The 21,798-nt window shown below is 36.6% G+C and carries 26 protein-coding genes; 12 read left to right on the top strand and 14 right to left on the bottom strand.

The window, feature by feature from the left end; all coding sequences use genetic code 11:
* Positions 1-39 precede the first annotated feature (39 nt).
* A complete protein-coding gene (locus tag SOM16_RS20460; RefSeq protein WP_320465851.1) occupies positions 40-480 on the bottom strand; it encodes a hypothetical protein in 441 nt (146 codons plus the stop codon).
* Positions 481-645: 165 nt separating this feature from the next.
* On the opposite strand from SOM16_RS20460, the gene topB reads away from it, so the two are divergent.
* A complete protein-coding gene (topB, locus tag SOM16_RS20455; protein WP_320465850.1) occupies positions 646-2,499 on the top strand; it encodes a DNA topoisomerase III in 1,854 nt (617 codons plus the stop codon).
* Here topB and SOM16_RS20450 read toward each other — a convergent pair.
* The 5 genes from SOM16_RS20450 to SOM16_RS20430 all read right to left on the bottom strand — a co-directional run bounded on the left by SOM16_RS20450 (position 2,482) and on the right by SOM16_RS20430 (position 6,423).
* The gene (locus tag SOM16_RS20450; RefSeq protein ID WP_320465849.1) at positions 2,482-2,856 is read right to left on the bottom strand and encodes a response regulator; all 375 of its coding nucleotides are present in this window, start codon (positions 2,854-2,856) and stop codon (positions 2,482-2,484) included. The two genes, topB and SOM16_RS20450, sit on opposite strands and share 18 nt — an antisense overlap.
* 164 nt (positions 2,857-3,020) lie before the next feature.
* A complete protein-coding gene (locus tag SOM16_RS20445) occupies positions 3,021-4,934 on the bottom strand; it encodes an AAA domain-containing protein (RefSeq protein ID WP_320465848.1) in 1,914 nt (637 codons plus the stop codon).
* 41 nt (positions 4,935-4,975) lie between these two features.
* Positions 4,976-5,359, bottom strand: coding sequence for a DUF3037 domain-containing protein (locus tag SOM16_RS20440; RefSeq protein ID WP_320465847.1), 384 nt, complete (start codon positions 5,357-5,359; stop codon positions 4,976-4,978).
* Positions 5,337-6,128 carry a HipA family kinase gene (locus SOM16_RS20435; protein WP_320465846.1) on the bottom strand — a complete coding sequence of 264 codons (792 nt, stop codon included), beginning with the start codon at positions 6,126-6,128 and terminating at the stop codon, positions 5,337-5,339. Before SOM16_RS20435 ends, SOM16_RS20440 begins: the two co-directional genes overlap by 23 nt.
* 106 nt (positions 6,129-6,234) lie before the next feature.
* A complete protein-coding gene (locus SOM16_RS20430) occupies positions 6,235-6,423 on the bottom strand; it encodes a hypothetical protein (protein ID WP_320465845.1) in 189 nt (62 codons plus the stop codon).
* Between the two features lie 108 nt (positions 6,424-6,531).
* On the opposite strand from SOM16_RS20430, the gene SOM16_RS20425 reads away from it, so the two are divergent.
* The gene (locus SOM16_RS20425; RefSeq protein ID WP_320465844.1) at positions 6,532-6,912 is read left to right on the top strand and encodes a hypothetical protein; all 381 of its coding nucleotides are present in this window, start codon (positions 6,532-6,534) and stop codon (positions 6,910-6,912) included.
* A gap of 37 nt (positions 6,913-6,949) precedes the next feature.
* Complete coding sequence (locus SOM16_RS20420; protein WP_320465843.1) at positions 6,950-7,150, top strand: KTSC domain-containing protein; 201 nt, start codon at positions 6,950-6,952, stop codon at positions 7,148-7,150.
* Between the two features lie 327 nt (positions 7,151-7,477).
* Here the strand turns inward: SOM16_RS20420 and idi are convergent, their stop codons facing one another.
* The 4 genes from idi to SOM16_RS20400 all read right to left on the bottom strand — a co-directional run bounded on the left by idi (position 7,478) and on the right by SOM16_RS20400 (position 10,279).
* A complete protein-coding gene (idi, locus tag SOM16_RS20415) occupies positions 7,478-7,996 on the bottom strand; it encodes an isopentenyl-diphosphate Delta-isomerase (protein ID WP_320465842.1) in 519 nt (172 codons plus the stop codon).
* A gap of 5 nt (positions 7,997-8,001) precedes the next feature.
* On the bottom strand, positions 8,002-8,838 hold the full coding sequence (locus tag SOM16_RS20410) for a phytoene/squalene synthase family protein (RefSeq protein ID WP_320465841.1): 837 nt from the start codon (positions 8,836-8,838) through the stop codon (positions 8,002-8,004).
* Positions 8,835-9,728, bottom strand: a complete 894-nt coding sequence (locus tag SOM16_RS20405) for a MerR family transcriptional regulator (RefSeq protein WP_320465840.1) — start codon at positions 9,726-9,728, stop codon at positions 8,835-8,837. Before SOM16_RS20405 ends, SOM16_RS20410 begins: the two co-directional genes overlap by 4 nt.
* 284 nt (positions 9,729-10,012) lie before the next feature.
* Positions 10,013-10,279: a hypothetical protein gene (locus SOM16_RS20400; protein WP_320465839.1), complete on the bottom strand. Its 267-nt coding sequence runs from the start codon at positions 10,277-10,279 to the stop codon at positions 10,013-10,015.
* Positions 10,280-10,591: 312 nt separating this feature from the next.
* Between SOM16_RS20400 and SOM16_RS20395 the strand changes: the two genes are divergently transcribed.
* The 6 genes from SOM16_RS20395 to SOM16_RS20370 all read left to right on the top strand — a co-directional run bounded on the left by SOM16_RS20395 (position 10,592) and on the right by SOM16_RS20370 (position 14,939).
* A complete protein-coding gene (locus tag SOM16_RS20395; protein WP_320465838.1) occupies positions 10,592-11,326 on the top strand; it encodes a response regulator transcription factor in 735 nt (244 codons plus the stop codon).
* Between the two features lie 92 nt (positions 11,327-11,418).
* Positions 11,419-11,781 carry a response regulator transcription factor gene (locus SOM16_RS20390; RefSeq protein ID WP_320465837.1) on the top strand — a complete coding sequence of 121 codons (363 nt, stop codon included), beginning with the start codon at positions 11,419-11,421 and terminating at the stop codon, positions 11,779-11,781.
* 4 nt (positions 11,782-11,785) lie between these two features.
* Complete coding sequence (locus SOM16_RS20385; protein ID WP_320465836.1) at positions 11,786-12,415, top strand: hypothetical protein; 630 nt, start codon at positions 11,786-11,788, stop codon at positions 12,413-12,415.
* A gap of 125 nt (positions 12,416-12,540) precedes the next feature.
* The gene (locus tag SOM16_RS20380) at positions 12,541-13,914 is read left to right on the top strand and encodes an exonuclease domain-containing protein (RefSeq protein ID WP_320465835.1); all 1,374 of its coding nucleotides are present in this window, start codon (positions 12,541-12,543) and stop codon (positions 13,912-13,914) included.
* 180 nt (positions 13,915-14,094) lie between these two features.
* Entirely contained in the window at positions 14,095-14,445 is a 351-nt protein-coding gene (locus SOM16_RS20375) for an MmcQ/YjbR family DNA-binding protein (protein ID WP_320465834.1), read from the top strand.
* 77 nt (positions 14,446-14,522) lie between these two features.
* Complete coding sequence (locus tag SOM16_RS20370) at positions 14,523-14,939, top strand: VOC family protein (protein ID WP_320465833.1); 417 nt, start codon at positions 14,523-14,525, stop codon at positions 14,937-14,939.
* Positions 14,940-14,996: 57 nt separating this feature from the next.
* On the opposite strand, the gene SOM16_RS20365 is transcribed toward SOM16_RS20370, so the two are convergent.
* Both SOM16_RS20365 and SOM16_RS20360 read right to left on the bottom strand, forming a co-directional pair.
* Positions 14,997-15,446, bottom strand: coding sequence for an NUDIX domain-containing protein (locus tag SOM16_RS20365; protein ID WP_320465832.1), 450 nt, complete (start codon positions 15,444-15,446; stop codon positions 14,997-14,999).
* On the bottom strand, positions 15,433-16,419 hold the full coding sequence (locus SOM16_RS20360; protein WP_320465831.1) for a cation diffusion facilitator family transporter: 987 nt from the start codon (positions 16,417-16,419) through the stop codon (positions 15,433-15,435). Before SOM16_RS20360 ends, SOM16_RS20365 begins: the two co-directional genes overlap by 14 nt.
* Positions 16,420-16,529: 110 nt before the next feature.
* Here SOM16_RS20360 and SOM16_RS20355 point away from each other — a divergent pair, with 110 nt between their 5' ends.
* Entirely contained in the window at positions 16,530-17,726 is a 1,197-nt protein-coding gene (locus tag SOM16_RS20355) for a pyridoxal phosphate-dependent aminotransferase (protein ID WP_320465830.1), read from the top strand.
* A 130-nt stretch (positions 17,727-17,856) separates the two neighbouring features.
* On the opposite strand, the gene SOM16_RS20350 is transcribed toward SOM16_RS20355, so the two are convergent.
* Positions 17,857-19,101: an ABC transporter permease gene (locus tag SOM16_RS20350; RefSeq protein ID WP_320465829.1), complete on the bottom strand. Its 1,245-nt coding sequence runs from the start codon at positions 19,099-19,101 to the stop codon at positions 17,857-17,859.
* A 200-nt stretch (positions 19,102-19,301) separates the two neighbouring features.
* Between SOM16_RS20350 and queA the strand changes: the two genes are divergently transcribed.
* Complete coding sequence (gene queA / locus SOM16_RS20345) at positions 19,302-20,351, top strand: tRNA preQ1(34) S-adenosylmethionine ribosyltransferase-isomerase QueA (RefSeq protein ID WP_320465828.1); 1,050 nt, start codon at positions 19,302-19,304, stop codon at positions 20,349-20,351.
* Positions 20,352-20,526: 175 nt separating this feature from the next.
* Complete coding sequence (locus tag SOM16_RS20340; protein ID WP_320465827.1) at positions 20,527-21,192, top strand: 2-C-methyl-D-erythritol 4-phosphate cytidylyltransferase; 666 nt, start codon at positions 20,527-20,529, stop codon at positions 21,190-21,192.
* Positions 21,193-21,286: 94 nt separating this feature from the next.
* On the opposite strand, the gene SOM16_RS20335 is transcribed toward SOM16_RS20340, so the two are convergent.
* Entirely contained in the window at positions 21,287-21,445 is a 159-nt protein-coding gene (locus SOM16_RS20335; protein WP_010603502.1) for a lmo0937 family membrane protein, read from the bottom strand.
* Positions 21,446-21,798 lie beyond the last annotated feature (353 nt).

The raw sequence follows: 21,798 nt of genomic DNA, 5'->3' as shown, positions 1-21,798 counted from the left end.
CACAATACCTTTAGTAATTGTACAAGCTGAAATCAGCTACTAAACTTTAAGTTTTCTTACGTTTAAATTCTTTGGAAGCATCCGAAGAAAAGGCTTTTTGTATCTGGCTAATAAATCCCACACCCAACGGTTTCCATCTACGCTTCGCTCTCCACAGTCAACTACCTCGGCACGCTCCAAAAGTTTGTTCACCAGGTGCTGGATAAATTTAATTTTCACTATCCGATTGAAGCGTAAACCCAGATAATCACAATAAACGTGAACTAAAATCTCTACGATTAACGAATCTTTAGTAATGTCGAGCGCCTTCCCAAATGCAGTTGAATAGTCATTCTTAATGGTTTCAGCTAATAATTCAAAACCAGGTGCTGCGCCATTATTTAGAAAAGTCCAGAGTGCTTTATCGCTATATACCCGCACCAGCTTTGGCTCCAGGACAACTTTTATTTTATTGTTTTCAAAATTATAGGTTTTCTCCATTCATTTTTAGATCAACACCAACCGCAATTGTTACTAAATTTACTAAGCGCTAACATCAAATCACGCAAAATGTTTAACGCACAAGCTTTTACGGTGTGAGTAAAAAATTAGGTTCTTGATGACTTATTTTCGCGATCTTTGAACTTTGAAAGATAAGCCTAATTCATGAAAATTGTAATCGCAGAAAAGCCCTCAGTTGGTCGTGAACTTGCCAAAGTTTTTGGTGCAACCACCCGAAAAGATGGATACATTGAAGGTAAAGGTTATTCATTTACCTGGGCTTTCGGGCATTTATTACAATTGGCTCCACCTCAGGATTATGGCTTTATTGGCTGGAGAAGGCAACATTTACCGATGTTACCTGCTAAGTTTAAACTCGCTATCCGTAAAATTAAAACGAAAGATGGTTTTGTAGAAGATCCGGCTGTTAGAAAACAACTGGATACCATAAAGAAGCTTTTCGACGAAGCCACCGAAATTATAGTGGCTACGGATGCCGGGCGGGAAGGTGAATTGATTTTCCGCTATATCTATTATTTTTTAAAGTGTAAAAAACCATTTAAGAGGCTTTGGATATCGTCGCAAACGGATGAAGCCATTAAAGATGGATTTAGAAATTTAAAGCCCGGAACAGATTACGATACCCTTTTCAACTCTGCGCATTGTCGTTCAGAATCAGATTGGCTGGTTGGCATGAATGCCACACAGGCACTCAGTATTTCTGCCGGGAACAGAACAGTTTTATCGTTGGGAAGGGTACAAACACCTACCCTGGCAATGATTTGCGCCAGGTTTCTGGAAATCAAAAATTTTGTTCCTCAAACTTATTACCAGATCAGTATTCTCCTGGTAAAGGATGAACAAATATTTAAGGCGGTATCAACCACAAACTATAAAGATAAAGAAGAAGCTGAGAAATTATTTGCCCTTGTTGAAGACGTGCCTTCCGGCTTCCCTACCGGAGGAAATATTACTGCAGTGGAGGCAAAACCCCGAAAAGAACCACCACCGCTATTGCATGATTTGAGTAGTTTACAACAAGAAGCCAACAAAAAGAAGGGGTATACTGCAGATCAGACATTAGGGATTCTACAAAATTTATACGAAAGTAAACTGGTGTCTTATCCACGTACCGGCTCACGCTATATTGGAGATGATGTTTTTGCAGGCGTTCCGGATTTAATTTCTAAATTTACCAATCATCCTGATTTTGGTAAGCAGGCTCAGTTTTTGCAAACCATTAAGCTAAATAAACGAAGTGTAAATGCAAAAAAGGTGACCGATCACCATGCGGTTTTACCTACCGGAGAAGAAGCTTACGGCCTAAGCAGTGATAGACAAGCCATCTATGATATGGTTGTGGGTAGGATGATCGAAGCCTTCCACCAGGAATGTTTAAAGGAAATCACAAAAATCACGATTCAATCTGGGTTGACATTTTTAGCTAACGGAACGGTGATTCGTTCTGCTGGATGGCGCTCTGTTTTTAATGAAACAGATGAAGATAAAAAAGATGAGGATAATGCGGCTTTACCTAAGGTTGCTGTGGGCGAACAATTACCAATAACAGAAAAATCTTTGCTAGAAAAACAGACCAAGCCAAAATCTATGTATAATGAAGCTTCTCTTCTTAAAGCACTGGAAACTTGTGGTAAAGAAATTGAAGATGAAGAATTGCGTTATGCAATGAAAGACAGTGGATTAGGTACACCAGCAACACGTGCATCTATTATAGAAACGCTCATTACCCGAACCTATATTACCCGGGAAAAACGAAACTTAGTACCCACCAATAAAGGACTTGCTGTTTATGAAGTGGTTAAAGACAAACAGATTGCACAGGCAGAACTTACCGGCCAATGGGAAAAAAGGCTGGAAGAAATCAGATCAGGGTCCTCTGTAAAAGATTTCAAATCTGAAATCACAGAATATACCAAAATGATCACCAACGAATTACTGATCGCGGGAGCCACAATTTCTGGAAAACTGGAAGATAATAAATTAGAAGTTGTTGGTTAATACTTCTTGTAAGGAGTTTGAGATATTCCCATCTTTTTGAATAAATCCTATTGCCCCAGCGTCTTTGTAAGCCTGTTCTAAAGCTGTCTTGTCGTTACCAGAAAACATACAGATTTTGAGTTTACCCTGCAGAGTCAAAATTTCTTTTACAGTTTCTGGATTGCTGTTGGCTTCAGGCATATTGATATCTAATAATAGAAAATCAAAATTCTCTCTATTCAGGAGATCGAAGGTGTCTGATAGATTCTTAGTTTCGGAAATTTGATGATTGGCTAGAAATTTTTTAAGAAACCCTTTAACTACAATTCGCATAAGATCGCTATCATCTGCGATTAAAACTTTCAAACCTTGATTCATCTAAAATTATTCTTAATTCTTAAACATACACCAACCAAGATCGAAGCAAAATGTTTGACTTAAAGTAACAAATTTATTTTGTCCGTAAACATTAATCTACGATTATATTCCTAAAATTAATAATTTTATATATCAAAATGAAATCAATTTGCTACACAACTGTGCTAAGTATCAATATATTCCCATGCACTATGGTAATAATTTAAAGTTTCTGCATAATTAATAAAATCTGCATAAAACTTTGCTTTTGATAGCGTTGAACTGTCGCCAATAACCACTAATTTCTTTTTTGCCCTGGTCATGGCTACGTTCATCCTCCTAGTATCTGCCAAAAAGCCAATGTTTCCATCCATATTGCTTCTTGTTAAACTAATAAAAACCACATCTCTTTCCTGTCCCTGAAAACTATCTATCGTATTTACAGTAATCTTATTTTGATATTTTAGCAGAAGTTCATCCTGCAGAACCAGCGACTTTAAAATCTGGATTTGCTGTTTATACGGGGAGATGATGGCAACAGTTGGGAAATCCGCTAAAACGTAGATAGGTTCTAGCTTTGTAACTAGACTAACCAAATGCCTGATTAAGAATGCGGCTTCCTCTGGATTAGTGGTGCTGGTGCCTTCTAATTTTTCATCATAACTACAACCTGCGGTATCAATGAAATTAATCGGTTCATCATCATCGAAAAGCAATCGATCTGCTACGGAGTGATGAGCGATTAATTTATTATCATAAAATACTTTAGATGAATATCCCATAATATCCTTATTCATCCTGTATTGCTCATTTAACAGCACAACAGACTCTGGATGAAGAGCAACGAGCTTTTCTAACAGGGTATTACTTAAGCCATTTTGCGATGCTTTTGTTGATTTAATAGTGGGCGATAACTGAAAATGATCTCCTGCTAAAATCACCTTTTGAGCCTTTAAAATCGGAATCCAGCAGGCTGGCTCTAAAGCTTGTCCGGCTTCATCAATTACAACGGTATGGTATTTTAAGTTTCGAACCGTGTGGTGGTTGGTGCCTACTAAAGTTGCTGTAATAATTTGTGCCTTATTAAACAAATTATCCATAATATAGGATTCCGTTTTTTCCACTTCCCGCCCAATCTTGTGGGCTTCATCAAATAGCGCCTTTCGTTGGTCGCGTTCTGCTTTGCCGAAACTTCGCTTATATTTATGAGCCATATTTTTATACTCATTTGCTTGTTTCTTCAGGGCCTTGATTGTTTTCATTTCCGGATGGTCGGCCATCTGGTGGTCTAGTGTCGCGGATAAGAGTTTCTCAGAAACACGTGCCGGGTTGCCTACCCGAATCACATTTAAACCTTCTATAACCAATTTTTCAGTCAATAAATCAACAGCGGTATTACTTGGGGCAACTACCAGAATTTTCTGGTTGTGGTGTTTTAATAATGACTTTATAGCTTGTACAATTGTTGTGGTTTTGCCCGTTCCCGGTGGACCATGAATAATAGCCAGGTGGTCTGCAGCTAAAATCTTACTCACAGCATGCTGCTGCGATTCATTGAGTTGATTTGGAATTACGAACTGTTCTACCTGCTGAAATGAAGGTTTTTCTTTATCTGTAAGGATATTGATTAATTTATTTTGTGGAGACTGATCCAACAGATTTATAGCCTGTTTAAGTGCTTGTTGCATCTCATCATAGCTATTGTTATCAAATAATAAATCCACCCCTAATTTTCCGTCCTTCGCCCAATCCGGCAGTTCATCGATCCGAAGGCTCACTTTCATCTTACTGAAACTCTGGTGAGTGATGATTCCCTCCAATTTATCTACTTTGGGATCGTGATTAGAAAACAGAACCACCGCAGAGCCGAACCTGAACTGATGAGAAAAATCCTGATGAGTAGTTCGTTCTAATTCTATACTCAGGTAATCACCTTTACCTATTTCCGTATTTCGGATTGCTATCGGATACCAGGTTAAACCCAGTGTTCTTCTATCAGCTGCAGAGGTATTTGTGGTGAGTTTAAGATAGGATTGCAAATCTTCTTCACGCTCGATATCGAGCAACTCCTGGAGGTTTTTAAAATATTCTTTTGACAATAGGATTTTAATTAAGCGTTAAATTGTAGCATCATATTTTATTACAGAACGAGTTCATGATGTAGCCTCATCATCGTTTCTTCTGGATCGATACAAAATCCCGGATGAACCTTAGAACATTGTACTACAGTACTTCTGGTAGCGGTTAACCACCTGAATCTTGATGCCTGATCATATTCACCGATTGATCCTGAACCTTTTGCACCTACACTAATTTTGTGGAAAGCATTTAAATTTGCAGTTAAGGCATCCAGATCTATTTCCGAACAGAACGTTTTAATTTTAGCTTCATTCAGGAAAAAAATGCTATTCAGGAACTTTTTCTTTGCGCAAAATAAAATAATTCCAGCATTAAGAAACTCTTCGCGTTCTACCCTCGGCATTACCCGAATTACAGCGTACTCAAATAAGTATTTCTCTTGCATGCTGTGCTTCTTTTAAAAATATATGAGAATGGTTTAACCTGGTTTCCAGGAAATATGCGTATGCTTTTCGGTGCGCTTCTGTTGTGGCGAAGTTGGTTTCACCCACTAGCCAAACGTCGGGTATTAAATCAATCACTGCGTTGATTTTTTCTGTATTGAGTATCGAACGAAACTCCTCATCTACTCTTTCCAGTTCTGACGCCCAGGGAAGTAAAACATGATCTTTTACCAGGAAAAACGGACGGCTTGCCTGCTCTTCCCAATTCTGCCAGGAATGATGAAAATATAATGCGGCACCATGATCAATTAACCATAATTCTTTATGCCAAACCAACATATTGGTATTTCGGCAGGTACGATCCATATTGGTAAGGAAACAATCTAACCATACAATTTGTGAAGCAAGTTTAGGGTCTATGGTGGTTACTGTGGCATCGAAAGTAATGGCTCCGGAAAGGTAATGGAGGGCAAGATTTAAACCAACACTGGCTTTCAGCAAATCCTGAATTTCTTCATCAGGTTCTGTCCGGCCGAAGGCTTCGTCTAGATTAGCAAAAACCAATTCAGGTACCCGCAGACCTAAAATCCTGGCAATTTCGCCGCCTATTAACTCGGCAATTAAGGCTCGCGGGCCTTGTCCGGCACCGCGAAACTTTAATACATATAAAAAACCGTCATCCGCTTCAGCAATGGCAGGCATAGAGCCACCTTCGCGTAAAGGCGTAACGTATCGGTTAACGTTAACAGTTCTAAGTTGTAAATTATCCATAAGCACATCCGGGATGGTATATATTTTATTTTACACTCCCCATACTTTCGGCAAATTTAACAGATTAAATCAATAATAGAATTAAAGATTTGTATACGCCATTAGATTAATCGTGCCCAAGATAGGCTATTCCCGCTGGGGTAATAGACGCCGTCCATTGTACGGCTTCTCTGTGAATGATGATTAAACCCAGGCTTTCTAACTCTTCATAATCTTCATCTCTCCCACCCAGAATAGCAGAACTTACTTGCTGATTAACAATTTCCAGGAGGTCTAATATTTCTGATCTTTCCATAATATTTAAGTTTGAATACCTAATTAACAGATCATTCCTCAAAATGTTTATTTGCATACTAAACATTTGCAGTGCTTTAAGGTTATTACAGAAACATTTACCTTTTATATGGAATCACACATTTATTATCTCTTTATACTGGCCATTCCTGTGGCGTGCATTGCCTGGACGGTTACCAAAGAAGAAATATTCAGAGAGGCGAGAGAATTTTGTGTCGATCGATCCAAAAATGGCAAACGCCTGGTCAAAAGAAAATTTTTTTATGTCTTTACCTGCGAGTATTGCTTCAGTCATTATGTTACCATCCTGATTCTGCTGATTACAAAATACGTCTTGATATATCCTGATTGGAGGGGATTTATTATAGCATTTTTTTCAATTGTATGGATTGCCAACGTATACATGAGTCTTTATAATATTATTCGGATTGATTTGAAGAAAGAGAAAATACGAGTAGCTAAAGAAGAATCTGAATTACATGCGGATTAAAAGCCAGAATATTAATGGAGCAATATTAATTTAAGATATGCCTTCGTCTGTCATCAAACATTTCAGCTACCAACCGGGGTTAAAGTTATTAACGATCACGTTTGTAACCGGATTGGTCTACCAATATGTAGATGTTCCTGAACGAACTTTTAAATTATTCAAAGCTGCTACATCGAAAGGCAGATATTTCAACTACCATATTAAAGAAAAATTTAAATTTCTAAAACTTGAGGATTGACATGGATTCAATATTCTAATCCCCTTAAAAATTAAACACCTGTCAATGCAATTGCTCTATCTGAACCCATGCATGATAAATATTTGGCTTATTTCATTATTTGAACCAAACCTGCTGCCCCATCTACCTAAAAAAAACACCACATAGCTATTTATATTTCAGGAACTTACCCTTGTTTACACTAGTTTTGACTTCGTTTTAATATAATCTTAAAGTAAAATAAGTGTTAACTGATTTGGAGGTTTAAGTTAACAAACCCTATATTTGCTTCCGAGAGCGTTAATTTAGATACGGGTATATGGCTTAGGCTGTATGCCCGTTTTTTGTTTAGTACGATTTGAATTGCTCAATTACCTTCTCCAGGCAAATATTTAACCACGGCGTATAATGGTCTGGATACAATAAGAGTTCTTGTTTCAATGTATCCAAATTTATGTATTTATACTGCTCAACTTCTTCCTTATTGATCACTGGCAGGAGATCTGATTTACCAAAGAAAACATGATCGTATTCATGCTCAATCAACCCACTCTCAAATTCGGCTCTATATGTAAAACTAAATGCGGGAGTTAAATTAGCCTTCATTCCCATCTCCTCCTTTAGGCGGCGATTGGCTGCAGCAAGGTTATCTTCGCCAGGACGCGGATGGCTACAACAGGTATTAGTCCACAGCCCACCCGAATGATATTTATCTAAAGCTCTTTGTTGTAAAAGCAATTCTCCCTTAGTATTAAAAATAAATATAGAAAATGCACGATGCAGTTCACCTTTTTGGTGTGCCTCCAGTTTTTCCATCTGTCCTATCGGCGAATCATTTGTATCTACTAAAATTACCAGTTCTTCCATTCGGTTTAAATCACATTTAATTTATGCCTGATCATCGAGTCGAACATCAAACCAATTTTAAGGTGATTTGGAATTCTAATCCGTCCGGTCATGATTTTTTCCGCACTTAAACCCTTTATTTTACAGAACAACTTCTTATAATAAACATAAGAAAGGTAAACCCCGTTTCTCGAACTGATTGGTAACATCTTGATGCCAATTAGTGCCTCTGCAAATTCATCTTCGATTTCCTGTTCTATGGCACGTTTATCCAGGTCACAAAATTTACTCAGGTTCACGTTAGGAAAATAGCAGCGGTTAAGGCTTTGGTAATCTGCCTTAATATCTCTTAAGAAATTAATTTTTTGAAACGCAGAACCTAACTTCATTGCATAAGGCTTTAGGTGTTGATATTCATGCTCGTTACCATTAGTAAAAACCTTCAAACACATCAGGCCAACTACTTCTGCAGAACCTAAAATATATTCTCCATATAATTCTGGTGTGTATGTTTTTTCTTGAAGATCCATCTCCATGCTGTTTAAAAACAGTGAAATCAATTCATGATCTATCTGGTACTGGTTAACCACTTTTTGAAATGAATTTAAAATCGGATTTAAGCTAATTCCAAGCGAAATAGCTTCAAATGTATCCTCCTTAAATTTATTTAAAAGATATTTTTTATCAAATTCATGGAAGCTGTCTACAATTTCATCCGCTAGGCGAACAAAACCATAAATAGAATAAATAGGCTGGCGCATTTCCTTTCCTAAGAAATAAATGCCCAAAGAAAAGCTGGTGCTGTAACGTTTAGTGGTAAGCTTGCTGAAATCTTCTGATAGTTTGTCAAATATTTCTTTCATATAGGGTTGGGAGGTTGGATGGTAAATTCAAAATCTTCAAGAGATTGGAGGCAATTAATATGGTCGATATGCTTAAGTTTGGAAATTACCTGCTGGTTTCCTGCCAGGTGCATCTGAGCAGACTTGCAGACTTCTGATAATTCAGTAATGTATTTTTGCGCGATTGCCGGTAGCCTGGTACGCACGAAAAAGAACAAAACATGATCGATATTAATTGTAGAAAAAACATTTTTTATCGAATCAAGCGGAACTTTGCTGCCTAAAAAAATAACTTTTTGTTTATTTAACCGAAGTATATAATCTGCAAATAGCAAACCAATTTCGTGATCTTCATCTTCAGGCAAAAACAACAGCCAGGTTGGGTTGCCATCTGGTGGAAGCGCGAGATCATTAATAGCGGAGAATAATTTTTTACGGATAATATTTGCCATAAAATGCTCGTGAGCAGGACAGATATTATTTTTTCGCCACATGATACCCAAACGGATCATTAATGGATAGATTACCCGACGATAAATCTGCGAAATTCCTAATTTAGTAAAGCCTTCTTCAATGATAAGGTTAAACTCCTCTTCATTATAAGATAAACCATATCTGATTAATCTGGAGATATAAAATTCTGCTAACTTATCATCTGATAAACAGGGATATTGCTCATCCAACAGCTTTTCTACATCTTGGTCGGATAAACTGCATATCTTCGAAATTTTAAACCCAGATTCATTAAGACTTACGATATTCAGTAATTTTTTCAGATGCCCATCATTATATAAACGAGTATTACCTTGCGATCGATGTGGAATCAAAGCGTTATACCGATGCTCCCAGATCCTGATGGTGTGAGACTGTATTCCCGAAATTCGCTCAAGATCTGAAATCGTATAACTCATTTTTGTTTAAATATATTTATTAGGATTTAAACAGAAAACAATTTTAAAAGTTTTAAAATGTTTAATATGAAGTTGTTGAAGCAATACCTATGGATGTTACTGGTTATCAACCAGAAGTAGCTGATTTAAATTGCAAATCATCAATTGTAATAGTTTTGATAGTTTGTACTGATCGGACTTTAATCCGGGGCATTGGTATTGATTTAAATCAAGATTGAATGAATTTAGGATTGATTGAGTTAGCTGAATTAATGCTTTGTAATGATCCGGTTCGATAGCATAATTTAAAGCACAGTTTCCGTAAGCAGAAGTCCTCTTTCTCCATTTCCTGTCTCAATTGTGTGCACATTCTTATAACACTGACCAAAGAAGTCGTAGCCATGTTCCATCATGTTAATGGAAACACTATTTAAAGGGTATTTTCGGTTCGTTTGCATACAAAGCAAACTTCCGTTATTCAGCAGTAGAAAGTCGCAGTCATATCCTCGCTCCTGGAGCTCAATCACTTTGTTAGTGATGGATACATTTAATCGGCTGATGTTATTTTTCATAGGTTTATGATTTAAAAAAAGGATGTACATTGATTTAACTAAATCTAATATCTTGTAATACAAGTAATTAAAGTTAAGAATTTTAATCATTTTTGAAAACATCTTTAATTAACCCAAGTAATAGATAAGATAAAGTGCGGCAAATCAGTCTGGTAAAAACAGAATTTAAACGATTTTCACATGTCTTGATGGTCGGTTTCTAAATCAAGATCAGGTTCTTTCAATCATAAAATATCATGTCTATTATATTTTAAAGATTTTTCTCATTAACTAGGTTTAATCGTAACTTGCATTTAATCTAAACCTCCAAAAATGCCTATAAGTTGCATCGCAATCGATGATGATTCGCACTCTCTGGAAAATTTAATCTTTTACATGGACAAGTTTCCAGAATTGAAGCTTGTTAAAACATTCACTGAGCCACTCCTTGCATTGAGTGAAATATCAGTTGCTGAACCTGTTGACATTATTTTTATTGATGTGGAAATGCCATCACTTTCCGGTATTGAACTTGCTGGCTTATTGAGGCAAAAGGCAGAACATCTTGTATTCACCACTGCGCATCCGACATACGCGTTGGATGCTTTCAAGGTAGATGCAGATGCTTATTTACTTAAACCTTATTCTATTCTCCATTTTGCGAAAGCCATTAACAGCCTATATCCGGCAGGTTCAACAGCGCATTCTATTTTCCCGGTGTTCGAAGATCAATTCTTTTATATGCCTTCGCCACAAAACAGCGATGATTTAATAAGAATAGACATGAACGATTTGATATCAATTGAGCAGTTAGACAATGAAGTTACTTTAATAACCCAAAATCACGCTTTTCCTGTCTCAAAAATTAGCATTGCTAAAATGATTACCTTACTAAAAAAGAGCCCTGCCTTCATTGAGGTGAGTGAAGAGGTGACCATTGCCAAGCGCCACATTGTAAGCATATTGGATAATCATATTTTATTAGCTGGTGAAAAAACATACCAGGTTTCTGATAAATACAAGGAAAGGTTCGAACAATTTGTGGCAAGCAATAGCTTAAAGAATTAGCTGCTTTACTTATTATTTCTTTCATCAACAAAACATTCCAACAAATACTTTGTATTAGGATAGTCCACTTTATTATTAATTGATTATCCGTTTTGAAAAGAATTTTAGTTGTTGATGATGATCCTGATATTTTGGAGGTTTTTCAGCTTGCATTAGAGGCTGAACAATATGATGTCTACCCCTTACTATCGCCAAGATATATTTTCAAAACCATTAAAGATTACCATCCTGATTTAATCATTTTGGATATAATGCTCAATGGCATGGACGGCAGGGCTGTTTTTAAAGAATTAAGATTAAATGCAGATACCCAGAATATACCGGTAATCATGGCATCGGCGCGTTATAATGAAAACTACATTGTCTCTCAACAATATCATCCTGATGATTATCTGGAAAAGCCATTTAACATGACTGATATGCTGCAGAAAGTAAATGCACTTACCAACAACTAAACATATGAAACTAAAATTTTTAACTCCGGTGATATTGTTATGCGCTGCAATATCTTTTAATGCCCATGCACAAACCAACCGCCCAGATAAGCTTTACAGCATGAGTGGTATCGGCTTCTCTTTCCCAATGGGTGAAACTTCGGATTATTTTAAACCTAAATTCTCTACCTCTTTAGGGATTAATCTTGGATTAGGCAATAGTGGTCTCTTTCTTTATCCAAAGGCCAGCTTACATGCTTTTACCTTTAATCAAATTACGCCGGATCCGGGTTTTGCCTATACCGTACAAAAAGGTAGATCGACTACTTATTTACTAAATGTGGCTTTAGGCTACCGTAAAATCGTTAATAAATGGGCTTTTTATGGCTTTGCAGGTGCCGGGGGTGGTTTTATTTTAACACCGCAAGCCGGAGTTAATACCACAACGATGCAAGTAAATATGGATAACAGATCGAATGCCTTGGGAATAGCAGAAGGCGGTGGCGGAATTGAATATAACCTGGGTGGTGCAAATTTATTTGTAGAGGCAAGTTATATGTATGGCTTTAAAAAGATTCAGGATAGAACTTTTAATACCGTTCCAATTTCTATCGGGATTAAACCAAATTTAAGTAAGCTGTTAAATAAACTTTAACAGTTCAACTATTATATGGAAGCGACTGCATTATTGATGCAGTCGCTTTTTTTATGCTAAAGAAAAAATCAAAAACATTGCATTGCTAACTATTTTAGTATAAATTTGTATTTCAATTAAACCTAATGTTATACGCAGTTGTAGATATTGAAACCACTGGCGGTCACGCATCAGCCAATGGGATTACCGAAGTTGCCATCAACATTCATGATGGTAATCAGGTGGTGGAATCGTTCAGCACGCTGATTAATCCCGGCATTTCTATCCCGGATTATATTACCGCGTTAACTGGTATAGATGATAACATGTTAGCGGATGCGCCAACCTTTGATGATGTGGCCTTGCAGATCTATCAATTGTTAGCGGATAAGGTTTTTGTCGCACACAATGTGAACTTCGACTATTCATTTCTTAAACATCACCTCGCAAAATCAGGCTTCGATCTGCAGTGCAGGAGGTTGTGTACAGTAAGATTGAGCCGGAAATTAATTCCAGGCAAACCATCTTACAGTTTAGGCAAACTGTGTAGCAGCTTAAATATCCCGATTCAGAATCGTCACCGTGCAGCTGGAGATGCTGATGCGACGAGCATTCTCTTCAATTTGCTTTTAGATAATGATTTGGAAGGAACCATAGCAGAAATGCTTAAAAAGACATCTAAAGAACAGGTTTTACCCCCAAATTTGAATAAGGAATCATTTTTAAGATTGCCAAATCAGCCAGGTGTTTATTATTTTAAAGATGCCAAAGGCAAAATTGTATACGTTGGTAAAGCGAAAGATTTAAAAAAGAGAGTCGCCAGTCACTTTTCGGGGAGTAAGCCAAATAAGCAGCGTCAGGATTTCCTCAAGAATATTCATCATATTGATTATGTGCTTTGCGGCACAGAATTGATGGCTTTGATATTGGAAGCAAATGAAATTAAACGGCTTTGGCCTGAAAATAACAGGGCAATGAAACGTTACGAGCATAAGTATGATTTATGTGTTTTTGAAGACCAGAACGGTTACCTGCGGCTTGGTATTGATAAACATAAACCCAATAGTAAAGCCATTCAAAGTTTCAATAACCTGCTGGAAGGATACAATTTTCTAAACTTGCTAATTGATAAACATCAGCTTTGCGATCGGTTGTGTTATTTACAAAAAACAGCTACGCGTTGTAAGGCGCATGAAAAGGGACAGTGTTTCGGTCCATGCAGCAGTATAGAAACGGTAGCGGTTTATAATAAGAAACTAAATGCTGCTTTAGATGATATCCAAAACCTGCAACCAAGCTTTGCATTGGTGGATGAAGGCAGAGAGGAAGACGAATTGAGCTGTTTGTTAATCGAAAATGGTAAGTTTTATGGTATGGGTTATTTTACAGACAAAAACTTTTTATCTGATGGCCTTGCCCCTATTAAAAATGATCTGGCCGTTTATCAATCGAACAGTTACATTCTAAATTTAATCTTAAACCACGCAGAGCAGTTTCCGCAGAAACTATATAAATTCTAGTATTTTATAACTTTTGCTAAGCCTTTTAGTTAGTCTGCAAACTTATCTTAAAACGCCTGGGAGATTTTATTAGCGCAAATTGATACGTTTAATTGCTAAAAAAAATCAAAATTGGTGTAAGTTTGTTGAATTATTTCCAAGTATTCATTCCATTACAAGAATAAAATTAAAACTTATATTATGACTCCAGATTCTTTCAGAGATCTTGCGCTATCATTTGAAAATGTAGTTGAGGCACCTAATGCAAACAAAAATTCATTTAAAGTAGACGATAAAATTTTTATCACCATTGATAATTCTAATCTGAAAGCCGTTTTCAGGTTAACCCCTAAAGATCAAAATAAATTTTCAGATTTAGATCCCTCGGCGATCTATCCGGCCCAGGCGGGTTGGGGAAAACAAGGCTGGACAATTTTTGAGTTAAGTTTTATCGAACCAGAAATTCTTCAGGATGCATTAACTAAATCCTATTGCACTGTTGCGCCCGAAGATCTCGTTAAAAAATATTCGAAAAAAACCACCAAAAAGTAATTGGCCTTTATCAGTAAACTAAATATTTCAGGGGATGGTAAATTCCCCAAAAGTTTCAGCATTTAAAAATATTCATCATGACAAGATCAATCTGGATCAATTTGCCTGTTAAAGATATCAGCAGATCAACAGCATTCTTTACAAAAATTGGCTTCACTCTGAATACCAATTATGGTATTCGGAATGAATCTGCATCTTTTTTAGTTGGAGATGATAAATTAGTAATCATGCTTTTTGAAAAATCTTTTTATGAAGGTTTCGCCGGAGTAGATCTTGCAGATAAGCTTTCCGGATCAGAGGTTCTGTTTTCATTAGATGCTGCAAGTCCTGAAGAAGTTGATGAAATTGCTAAAAACGTAGTTGAAGCCGGTGGTACCATTTATGGTGAACCTGGTTATAAAGATGGTTGGATGTACGGCTGCGGTTTTATCGATTTAGATGGACAGCGTTGGAGCGTACTTTATATGGATACGAGCAAAATGCCTATATGTTAGCCTGCTTGGCGGGTTTGTTTGAATAACATCACCAACCCGCCAAGTTTTTTATAATTATTACTTCTGCGAAAAATTATCCTTTAATAGCTGTGCAACTACCTTATCTGTTTTGAAGGTGATCTCATTTAAATCCAAATCTTGGATTTTAACCCAGCGAAATGCCTGTAAAAGCTCCCCTTCTGTATCAAAATCGTATATTTTATTTTTAAACGCCAACACTAAGGGTGCTTTTTCTTTGACAAGATAATAAACACTAATCACCTGACTATCATTAAATGACGATTTCTCAAAAAAATCTGTCGTATAGAAATGGCTGATTATCTCTATTTCAGCATTACATTCTTCTATAAATTCGCGTTTGAGGCCATCTAGCAAACCTTCACCAAATTCGAGCCCACCACCTGGAAATTTACTAAAACGAACACCATACTCTTCTTCATCGCTTACCAAAACTTCATTGTTGTGGTTGATGATTAAACCGTATACCCTTACGTTAAAGTAGCTCATTTTCGAAATGTTTTTTATTTTTAATCACGATCTCTGGTGTCCATATAATTTCCTGTTTAAAAGCCTCTGCCCTAACCTTACATTCGCTCATGTGGCAATAGTGGCAACATGCTGGTAAACAAGGATCGGCATGAATAAATAATTCAGCCTTCCGAAATCCATTTTTATTTATAAGTTCATCAATTTGAGAGATCTCCCGGTGAACCTGATTTAAATCAAAATAATAAGGTAAGGTTACATGGCAGTCGATATGAAATTCGGGACCATACTGTTGTGTACGAAGATTATGAACATCGATCCAGGGATTATGTCTGTTATTTTGCAAAACTTCTACCACTTCTTCCAAGAGGGTAAAATCGCTTTCATCCATCAGGCCACCTACCGAACCACGTATTAATTTATAACCTGAATAGATAATGTAGAAGCCTACCAGAACAGAAAGCAAACTATCAAGCCAAATAATATTTGTTAACTGAATCAGGATCAATCCCAATACTATCCCTGCGCTCGTATAGGTATCTGTCAATAAATGTCGCCCATCAGCTTGTAACGTAACTGAATGTTCGGCTTTCCCAACCTTGATCAGGTATAATCCGACTACCATATTAATTAGCCCTGTTACGCCAATAATGAGTGTCCCCTCCAATAGTTGACCAACCGCATGTGGATAAACCAGGTTATATGAAGACTTGAAAATAATAATTACGCCCGCAATAAATATCAAAATCCCTTCCACAAAAACCGAAAAGAATTCTACCTTTCCATGTCCGTATGGGTGGTTTTCATCACGTGGTTGTGTACTTAAATAAATACTATAAAAGGCAAAACTACCCGCAATTACATTTACAATACTCTCGGCTGCATCAGTTAAAATTGCGTTGGAGCCAGTTATGAAATAGGCCGTAAATTTGGCTAGCATTAGTACGATGCTGACTACTAATGATAATATAATTGCCTTCTTCTTTATAGACACCACTTTTTTTTACAAAAATACGCTTATCAAATAAATTAAATGATAAAAAGATGTGATTTTTAGTGCAGAATAATATTTGGTTTATATATTTGCGTTCAAAGTAATTAACCATGAGCACCTTATCTAAAAGAATCAACAGTCTATCAGAATCTGCAACACTTAAAATGACGAAACTTGGTCGCGAATTAGCTTCTAAGGGAATTAATATCATTAGTTTAAGTGTTGGTGAACCCGATTTTAATACGCCTGACCACGTCAAAAATGCTGCAAAAGATGCATTAGATGCGAACTACACCCGTTACTCGCCCGTTCCGGGCTATCCTGATTTACGCCAGGCCATTGTTAAAAAGTTAAAGGAAGAAAACAATCTTGATTATGATATCTCTCAGATTGTCGTTTCCACAGGTGCCAAACAATCTCTATCGAATGTAATATTAACCCTTATCGATCCAGATGATGAGGTAATTATTCCTACACCATACTGGGTTTCTTATTCGGAAATGGTTACACTTGCTGAAGGTAAGTCGGTTTTTATTGATACCGATCTGGAAAGCAACTTCAAGATTACTCCAGCACAATTGGAGGCGGCAATTACGCCGAAATCTAAGCTGTTTATGTTTTCTTCACCATGCAACCCAACTGGATCAGTTTACAGTAAATCTGAGTTGGCAGCATTGGTAGAAGTGTTTGAGAAATATCCAAATATCTATATTTTGTCTGATGAGATTTATGAACATATCAACTTTGTTGATAGTCATGAATCAATTGCACAATTCGATAGCATCAAAGATCGTGTAATTGTAGTTAACGGTTTCTCTAAAGCTTTTGCAATGACTGGCTGGAGATTGGGTTACATTGCAGCTAACAAAGAAATCGCGGCAGCAAATGATAAACTGCAAGGCCAAACTACTTCAGGTACATGTTCCATTGCGCAAAGAGCGGGTATTGTAGCTTATGAGCAAGGTTTGGAAAGTGTGTTAAAAATGAAGGAAGCCTTTTTACGCAGAAGAGAATTAGTTTATAATTTATTGAATGAAATTCCTGGTGTAAAAACAAATTTGCCTGATGGTGCATTTTATTTCTTCCCGGAAATCAGTTCATTTTTCGGAAAAAAAGATACCGATGGAAACGTAATCAAAGACTCTTCAGATTTAGCGCTTTACCTGTTAAACGTGGGTCATGTGGCTACTGTTGGTGGCGATTCATTTGGTAACAATAACTACATCAGACTATCTTATGCTGCATCAGATGAAAGTTTGGTAGAGGCTTTAAGGAGAATTAAGGAAGCGCTCGGCAAATTAGCTTAATTAATAAGATTATTTCAGTAATATCAATAGGTACATATATAAACACAAAAGCCGGTTAAATTATTTTAACTGGCTTTTGTGTTTTAGTGCATTTTTGATTTAGGTACTACGAAATGTTAATTAGAAACTGTTAACTCCTAATCGCCTCAACCGGATCTAATCTTGAAGCTGAATAAGCTGGCCAAAAGCCAGATATGGTACCTATAATAATGGAGATGCCAATTCCAAGAATGATATTGTTTAAGCCTAGAATGATACTGAAACCTGTAATAGCCCCAATGGCCAAGGCCATTAGATAAACGAGTATTAGCCCAAGCAGCCCACCTAGAATGCAGAGAGAAATGGATTCGAAAATGAATTGTAGTAGAATAAAATAATTTTTGGCGCCTAAGGATTTCTGAATACCAATAATATTGGTTCTTTCTTTAACTGATACAAACATAATATTGGCGATACTAAAACCACCAACTAAAATAGAAAACCCTCCAATAATCCATCCGGCAAGGTTAACCATCGTAAACATAGAATCCAGTTGGTTTGAAATGATAGTGGTTTTGTTTAGCGCAAAATCATCCTCCTGGCCAGGCCTGATCCTGTGGATCGACCGCATCAATCCCTGAAGCTCACTTTCAATCTCTTCTAATGAAACGTTATCATTACCCCGAACCGTAATTTGGGGATCGTATCGTTCATTTTGAATGTCTAAAATTCCTTTAGCAAAATTTACAGGCACATTTACGTTTTTATCTAACGTACTCCCGAACATATCTTCACCTTCTTTTTTAAACACCCCGATAACCGTTAACCTTCTGCCTAAAATTTGCACTTGCTTACCAACGGGATCTTCTGATCCAAATAAACCTTCAGCAATATCTGCACCCATTAATAAAACAGGAGCGCCGTTGCTACTCTCAGATTCTGTGAAATAGCGACCAGATTGTAATTCAAAGTTCCAGGTTTTATCAAAATCCTGAGAAGCTGCCGTTACCGTTATTCCTTCAACTGAACTGCTTCTATATTTTATGGTTCTATCGCTCGTAGAAATTTCAAATGTGATGCCCTGAGCATTTCCCATTCGTTCTCTTAACATCGCGAAATCACGGAGTGAAGGCTGCGGACGGTTCATGTATTTCCACCAGGGATAATTATCGCCAAAGCTCCATGGCCATTTTTGAATGAAGATGGTATTTGAACCAAGCTTGTCTACGCTGGATTGAAGTTTTCCGCGAAAAGTATCTACCGCTGAAAAAACCGTTATAATGGTAAAAATACCAATTGTTATCGCCAGAAGTGATAACATTGTACGTAACTTATTCTGACGCAATGCATCAAACGCAAAACGGAAGCTCTCGCCTATTAGCCTAAAAACGATCATAATTACCTGTTAGATGCAATGCGATTAAAAAGGTTACAGAACAACTATCAAAACTAATTAATTTTTGTTTAAAAGAGGTTCGAAACCATTTTTAAGTTATATAATTGCTTGCAAAACATTATATACATTAATTGCGTTTGATAAAATAAGGAAAAGAAAAATTAAATTCGTATTTTTGCACCTCAAAAAATTCATCAAGAATGAAATTATCACAATTCAAATTCAACTTACCAGAATCATTAATTGCCAACAATCCGGCAGAACAACGCGACGAAGCTCGCTTAATGGTCTTACATAAAGACAGTGGTAAAATTGAACATAAAATTTTCAAAGACGTTTTAGGTTATTTCGATGACAAGGACGTTATGATATTAAATAACACCAAGGTTTTTCCTGCTCGTTTATACGGAAATAAAGAAAAAACCGGCGCTACTATCGAGGTTTTCTTACTTCGTGAATTAAATAAAGAATTGCGTTTATGGGATGTTTTAGTAGACCCCGCCCGTAAAATTCGTGTTGGTAATAAACTTTATTTTGGCGATGACGATTTATTAGTTGCTGAAGTTGTAGATAATACAACTTCTCGCGGACGTACCATTCGTTTCTTATTTGAAGGTACAGACGAAGAGTTTAGAAGAAATGTTGAGATTTTAGGTGAAACACCGCTTCCTAAATACATTAAGCGTAAAGCGACTGCTGAAGATAAAGAGCGTTATCAAACCATTTTTGCAAAACATGAAGGTGCTGTAGCTGCTCCAACTGCTGGTTTACACTTTAGCCGTGAGTTAATGAAACGTTTGGAACTTAAGGGTATTGAGTTTGCAGAGGTTACGTTACACGTTGGTCTTGGTACTTTCAGAACAGTGGAGGTAGAAGACTTAACCAAACACAAAATGGATTCTGAACAATTCATTATTGAGCCAAAAGATTCAGCTATTGTGAACAAAGCGTTAGAAGAAAAAAGAAAAATCTGTGCGGTAGGTACAACTTCGATGCGTGCTATAGAGTCTGCAGTTTCTGCCAACAGAACTTTAAAAGCAGCTAACGACTGGACCAGTAAATTTATCTTCCCTCCATATGAGTTCAGCATTGCTAATTCGATGATTACCAATTTCCATACACCAGAATCTACTTTACTGATGATGGTTAGTGCATTTGGTGGCTACGAAAACGTAATGAATGCTTATGAAGTAGCAGTTAAAGAAAAATATAAGTTTTATAGCTATGGTGATGCCATGCTGATTATCTAAAATAGTATCGGGTATTAAGACTGGGGTTTAACTCAGTACTTTTCTGTTTAGATTTAAGTATCAGGTATCAAGAATGATTTTTCACTCGATACCTGATGCTTTATACTCGATACCTGATACTTAATACTCAATACTTAGCTACCTAATCCCCTTTACCACTACCCGCTACTTTTAAATGAAATACTACGCTATAATTGTAGCAGGCGGTTCTGGCAATCGGATGTTGACAGAAACCCCGAAACAATTCCTGCTGCTGAAGAACCTACCAGTGCTGATGCACACCATCAAAGCTTTTGCGCAAAGCGAGACACAACCGAAAATTTTATTGGTTTTAAATATAGATCAGCAGGGAAACTGGCGAAGACTTTGTGAAGAGTTTAACTTCCGCATTCATCATGAAGTGATTGATGGTGGTACGGAACGCTTCTATTCGGTGAAAAATGCGATCGACAGTATAAATGATGATAGCTTTGTAGCCATACACGATGCTGTTCGACCTTTGGTTTCTACACAACTCATTGATAGCTGCTTTAAACGTGCTGAAGCCATTGGAAATGTAATTGCTGCCGTCCAGTCTAGCGATAGTGTTCGGATGCTTAGAAATGAAAAATCATCAGCGCTGAGACGCGATGAAATCTATTTGGTACAAACCCCGCAAACATTTAGTCTGAAAATATTGAAAGCTGCTTATCAACAAGATTTCGCCAGCCATTTTACTGATGATGCCAGCGTTGTAGAATCACTAAATGAAGAAATTAATATTATTGAAGGTGAGCGAAATAATATTAAGATTACCTACCCTATAGACCTGGAATTAGCAGAACTTTTATTAAAAAAATAAACAAAGAAAAGGCGTTTCATAATAATGAAACGCCTTTTCTAATTCACTCTGATCAATAAACTTATTTAAAAGAGTAAATATTCCTAATTATATCTTAGGTTGCTCTGCCAATAACTTTCAGCAAGATAGCAATTACTGCGATTACTAATAAAACATGGATAATGTTACCAACATCTCCAAAGCCGTGGAATAAAAATCCGATTACCCATAATATAACCAATACGACTGCTACTAAATACAATAAATTTCCCATAGTGTTAATTTTTTTAATTGAATGTTGATGTATTAACACACACGAAATAGTTTTGTTTAGAATATGTAAATATTTTTTTCTAAAAATTGTTAACAGATTATTCTTCAGGGGAATGAGGATTGGCTAAGAATCAGCTTTGAATCGCTTTAATATAAATAAGTATAGTAAATAAATAGTATTAATAAAGGTATTGATCTATTCAGGCGCGAAAAACCAAATACTATATTTGATAGGCATTAATAGATTACAAAGTTTTGACTAGTCCTGAAAATTTGATACAGGATTAATAATTAAATAAAATTACGATTTAAATAGCAGTTGGTTCATTCCGGCTGCTATTTTTTCGTTTATAA

The organism is Pedobacter sp. CFBP9032 (genome assembly GCF_034045265.1).
Lineage (GTDB): Bacteria > Bacteroidota > Bacteroidia > Sphingobacteriales > Sphingobacteriaceae > Pedobacter.
This window is presented reverse-complemented; position numbering and strand designations above follow the sequence as displayed.

What these genes read in the sequence shown, in the direction of transcription:
- SOM16_RS20335 (WP_010603502.1), bottom strand. Translation starts at nt 21,445, where the DNA reads ATGGGAAATTTATTGTATTTAGTAGCAGTCGTATTGGTTATATTATGG.
- SOM16_RS20440 (WP_320465847.1), bottom strand. Translation starts at nt 5,359, where the DNA reads ATGCAAGAGAAATACTTATTTGAGTACGCTGTAATTCGGGTAATGCCG.
- SOM16_RS20400 (WP_320465839.1), bottom strand. Translation starts at nt 10,279, where the DNA reads ATGAAAAATAACATCAGCCGATTAAATGTATCCATCACTAACAAAGTG.
- SOM16_RS20410 (WP_320465841.1), bottom strand. Translation starts at nt 8,838, where the DNA reads ATGAAAGAAATATTTGACAAACTATCAGAAGATTTCAGCAAGCTTACC.
- SOM16_RS20355 (WP_320465830.1), top strand. Translation starts at nt 16,530, where the DNA reads ATGAGCACCTTATCTAAAAGAATCAACAGTCTATCAGAATCTGCAACA.
- SOM16_RS20425 (WP_320465844.1), top strand. Translation starts at nt 6,532, where the DNA reads ATGGAATCACACATTTATTATCTCTTTATACTGGCCATTCCTGTGGCG.
- SOM16_RS20350 (WP_320465829.1), bottom strand. Translation starts at nt 19,101, where the DNA reads ATGATCGTTTTTAGGCTAATAGGCGAGAGCTTCCGTTTTGCGTTTGAT.
- SOM16_RS20370 (WP_320465833.1), top strand. Translation starts at nt 14,523, where the DNA reads ATGACAAGATCAATCTGGATCAATTTGCCTGTTAAAGATATCAGCAGA.
- SOM16_RS20430 (WP_320465845.1), bottom strand. Translation starts at nt 6,423, where the DNA reads ATGGAAAGATCAGAAATATTAGACCTCCTGGAAATTGTTAATCAGCAA.
- SOM16_RS20340 (WP_320465827.1), top strand. Translation starts at nt 20,527, where the DNA reads ATGAAATACTACGCTATAATTGTAGCAGGCGGTTCTGGCAATCGGATG.
- queA (WP_320465828.1), top strand. Translation starts at nt 19,302, where the DNA reads ATGAAATTATCACAATTCAAATTCAACTTACCAGAATCATTAATTGCC.
- SOM16_RS20380 (WP_320465835.1), top strand. Translation starts at nt 12,541, where the DNA reads ATGTTATACGCAGTTGTAGATATTGAAACCACTGGCGGTCACGCATCA.
- SOM16_RS20375 (WP_320465834.1), top strand. Translation starts at nt 14,095, where the DNA reads ATGACTCCAGATTCTTTCAGAGATCTTGCGCTATCATTTGAAAATGTA.
- idi (WP_320465842.1), bottom strand. Translation starts at nt 7,996, where the DNA reads ATGGAAGAACTGGTAATTTTAGTAGATACAAATGATTCGCCGATAGGA.
- SOM16_RS20405 (WP_320465840.1), bottom strand. Translation starts at nt 9,728, where the DNA reads ATGAGTTATACGATTTCAGATCTTGAGCGAATTTCGGGAATACAGTCT.
- SOM16_RS20385 (WP_320465836.1), top strand. Translation starts at nt 11,786, where the DNA reads ATGAAACTAAAATTTTTAACTCCGGTGATATTGTTATGCGCTGCAATA.
- SOM16_RS20395 (WP_320465838.1), top strand. Translation starts at nt 10,592, where the DNA reads ATGCCTATAAGTTGCATCGCAATCGATGATGATTCGCACTCTCTGGAA.
- SOM16_RS20365 (WP_320465832.1), bottom strand. Translation starts at nt 15,446, where the DNA reads ATGAGCTACTTTAACGTAAGGGTATACGGTTTAATCATCAACCACAAC.
- SOM16_RS20420 (WP_320465843.1), top strand. Translation starts at nt 6,950, where the DNA reads ATGCCTTCGTCTGTCATCAAACATTTCAGCTACCAACCGGGGTTAAAG.
- SOM16_RS20460 (WP_320465851.1), bottom strand. Translation starts at nt 480, where the DNA reads ATGGAGAAAACCTATAATTTTGAAAACAATAAAATAAAAGTTGTCCTG.
- SOM16_RS20435 (WP_320465846.1), bottom strand. Translation starts at nt 6,128, where the DNA reads ATGGATAATTTACAACTTAGAACTGTTAACGTTAACCGATACGTTACG.
- topB (WP_320465850.1), top strand. Translation starts at nt 646, where the DNA reads ATGAAAATTGTAATCGCAGAAAAGCCCTCAGTTGGTCGTGAACTTGCC.
- SOM16_RS20450 (WP_320465849.1), bottom strand. Translation starts at nt 2,856, where the DNA reads ATGAATCAAGGTTTGAAAGTTTTAATCGCAGATGATAGCGATCTTATG.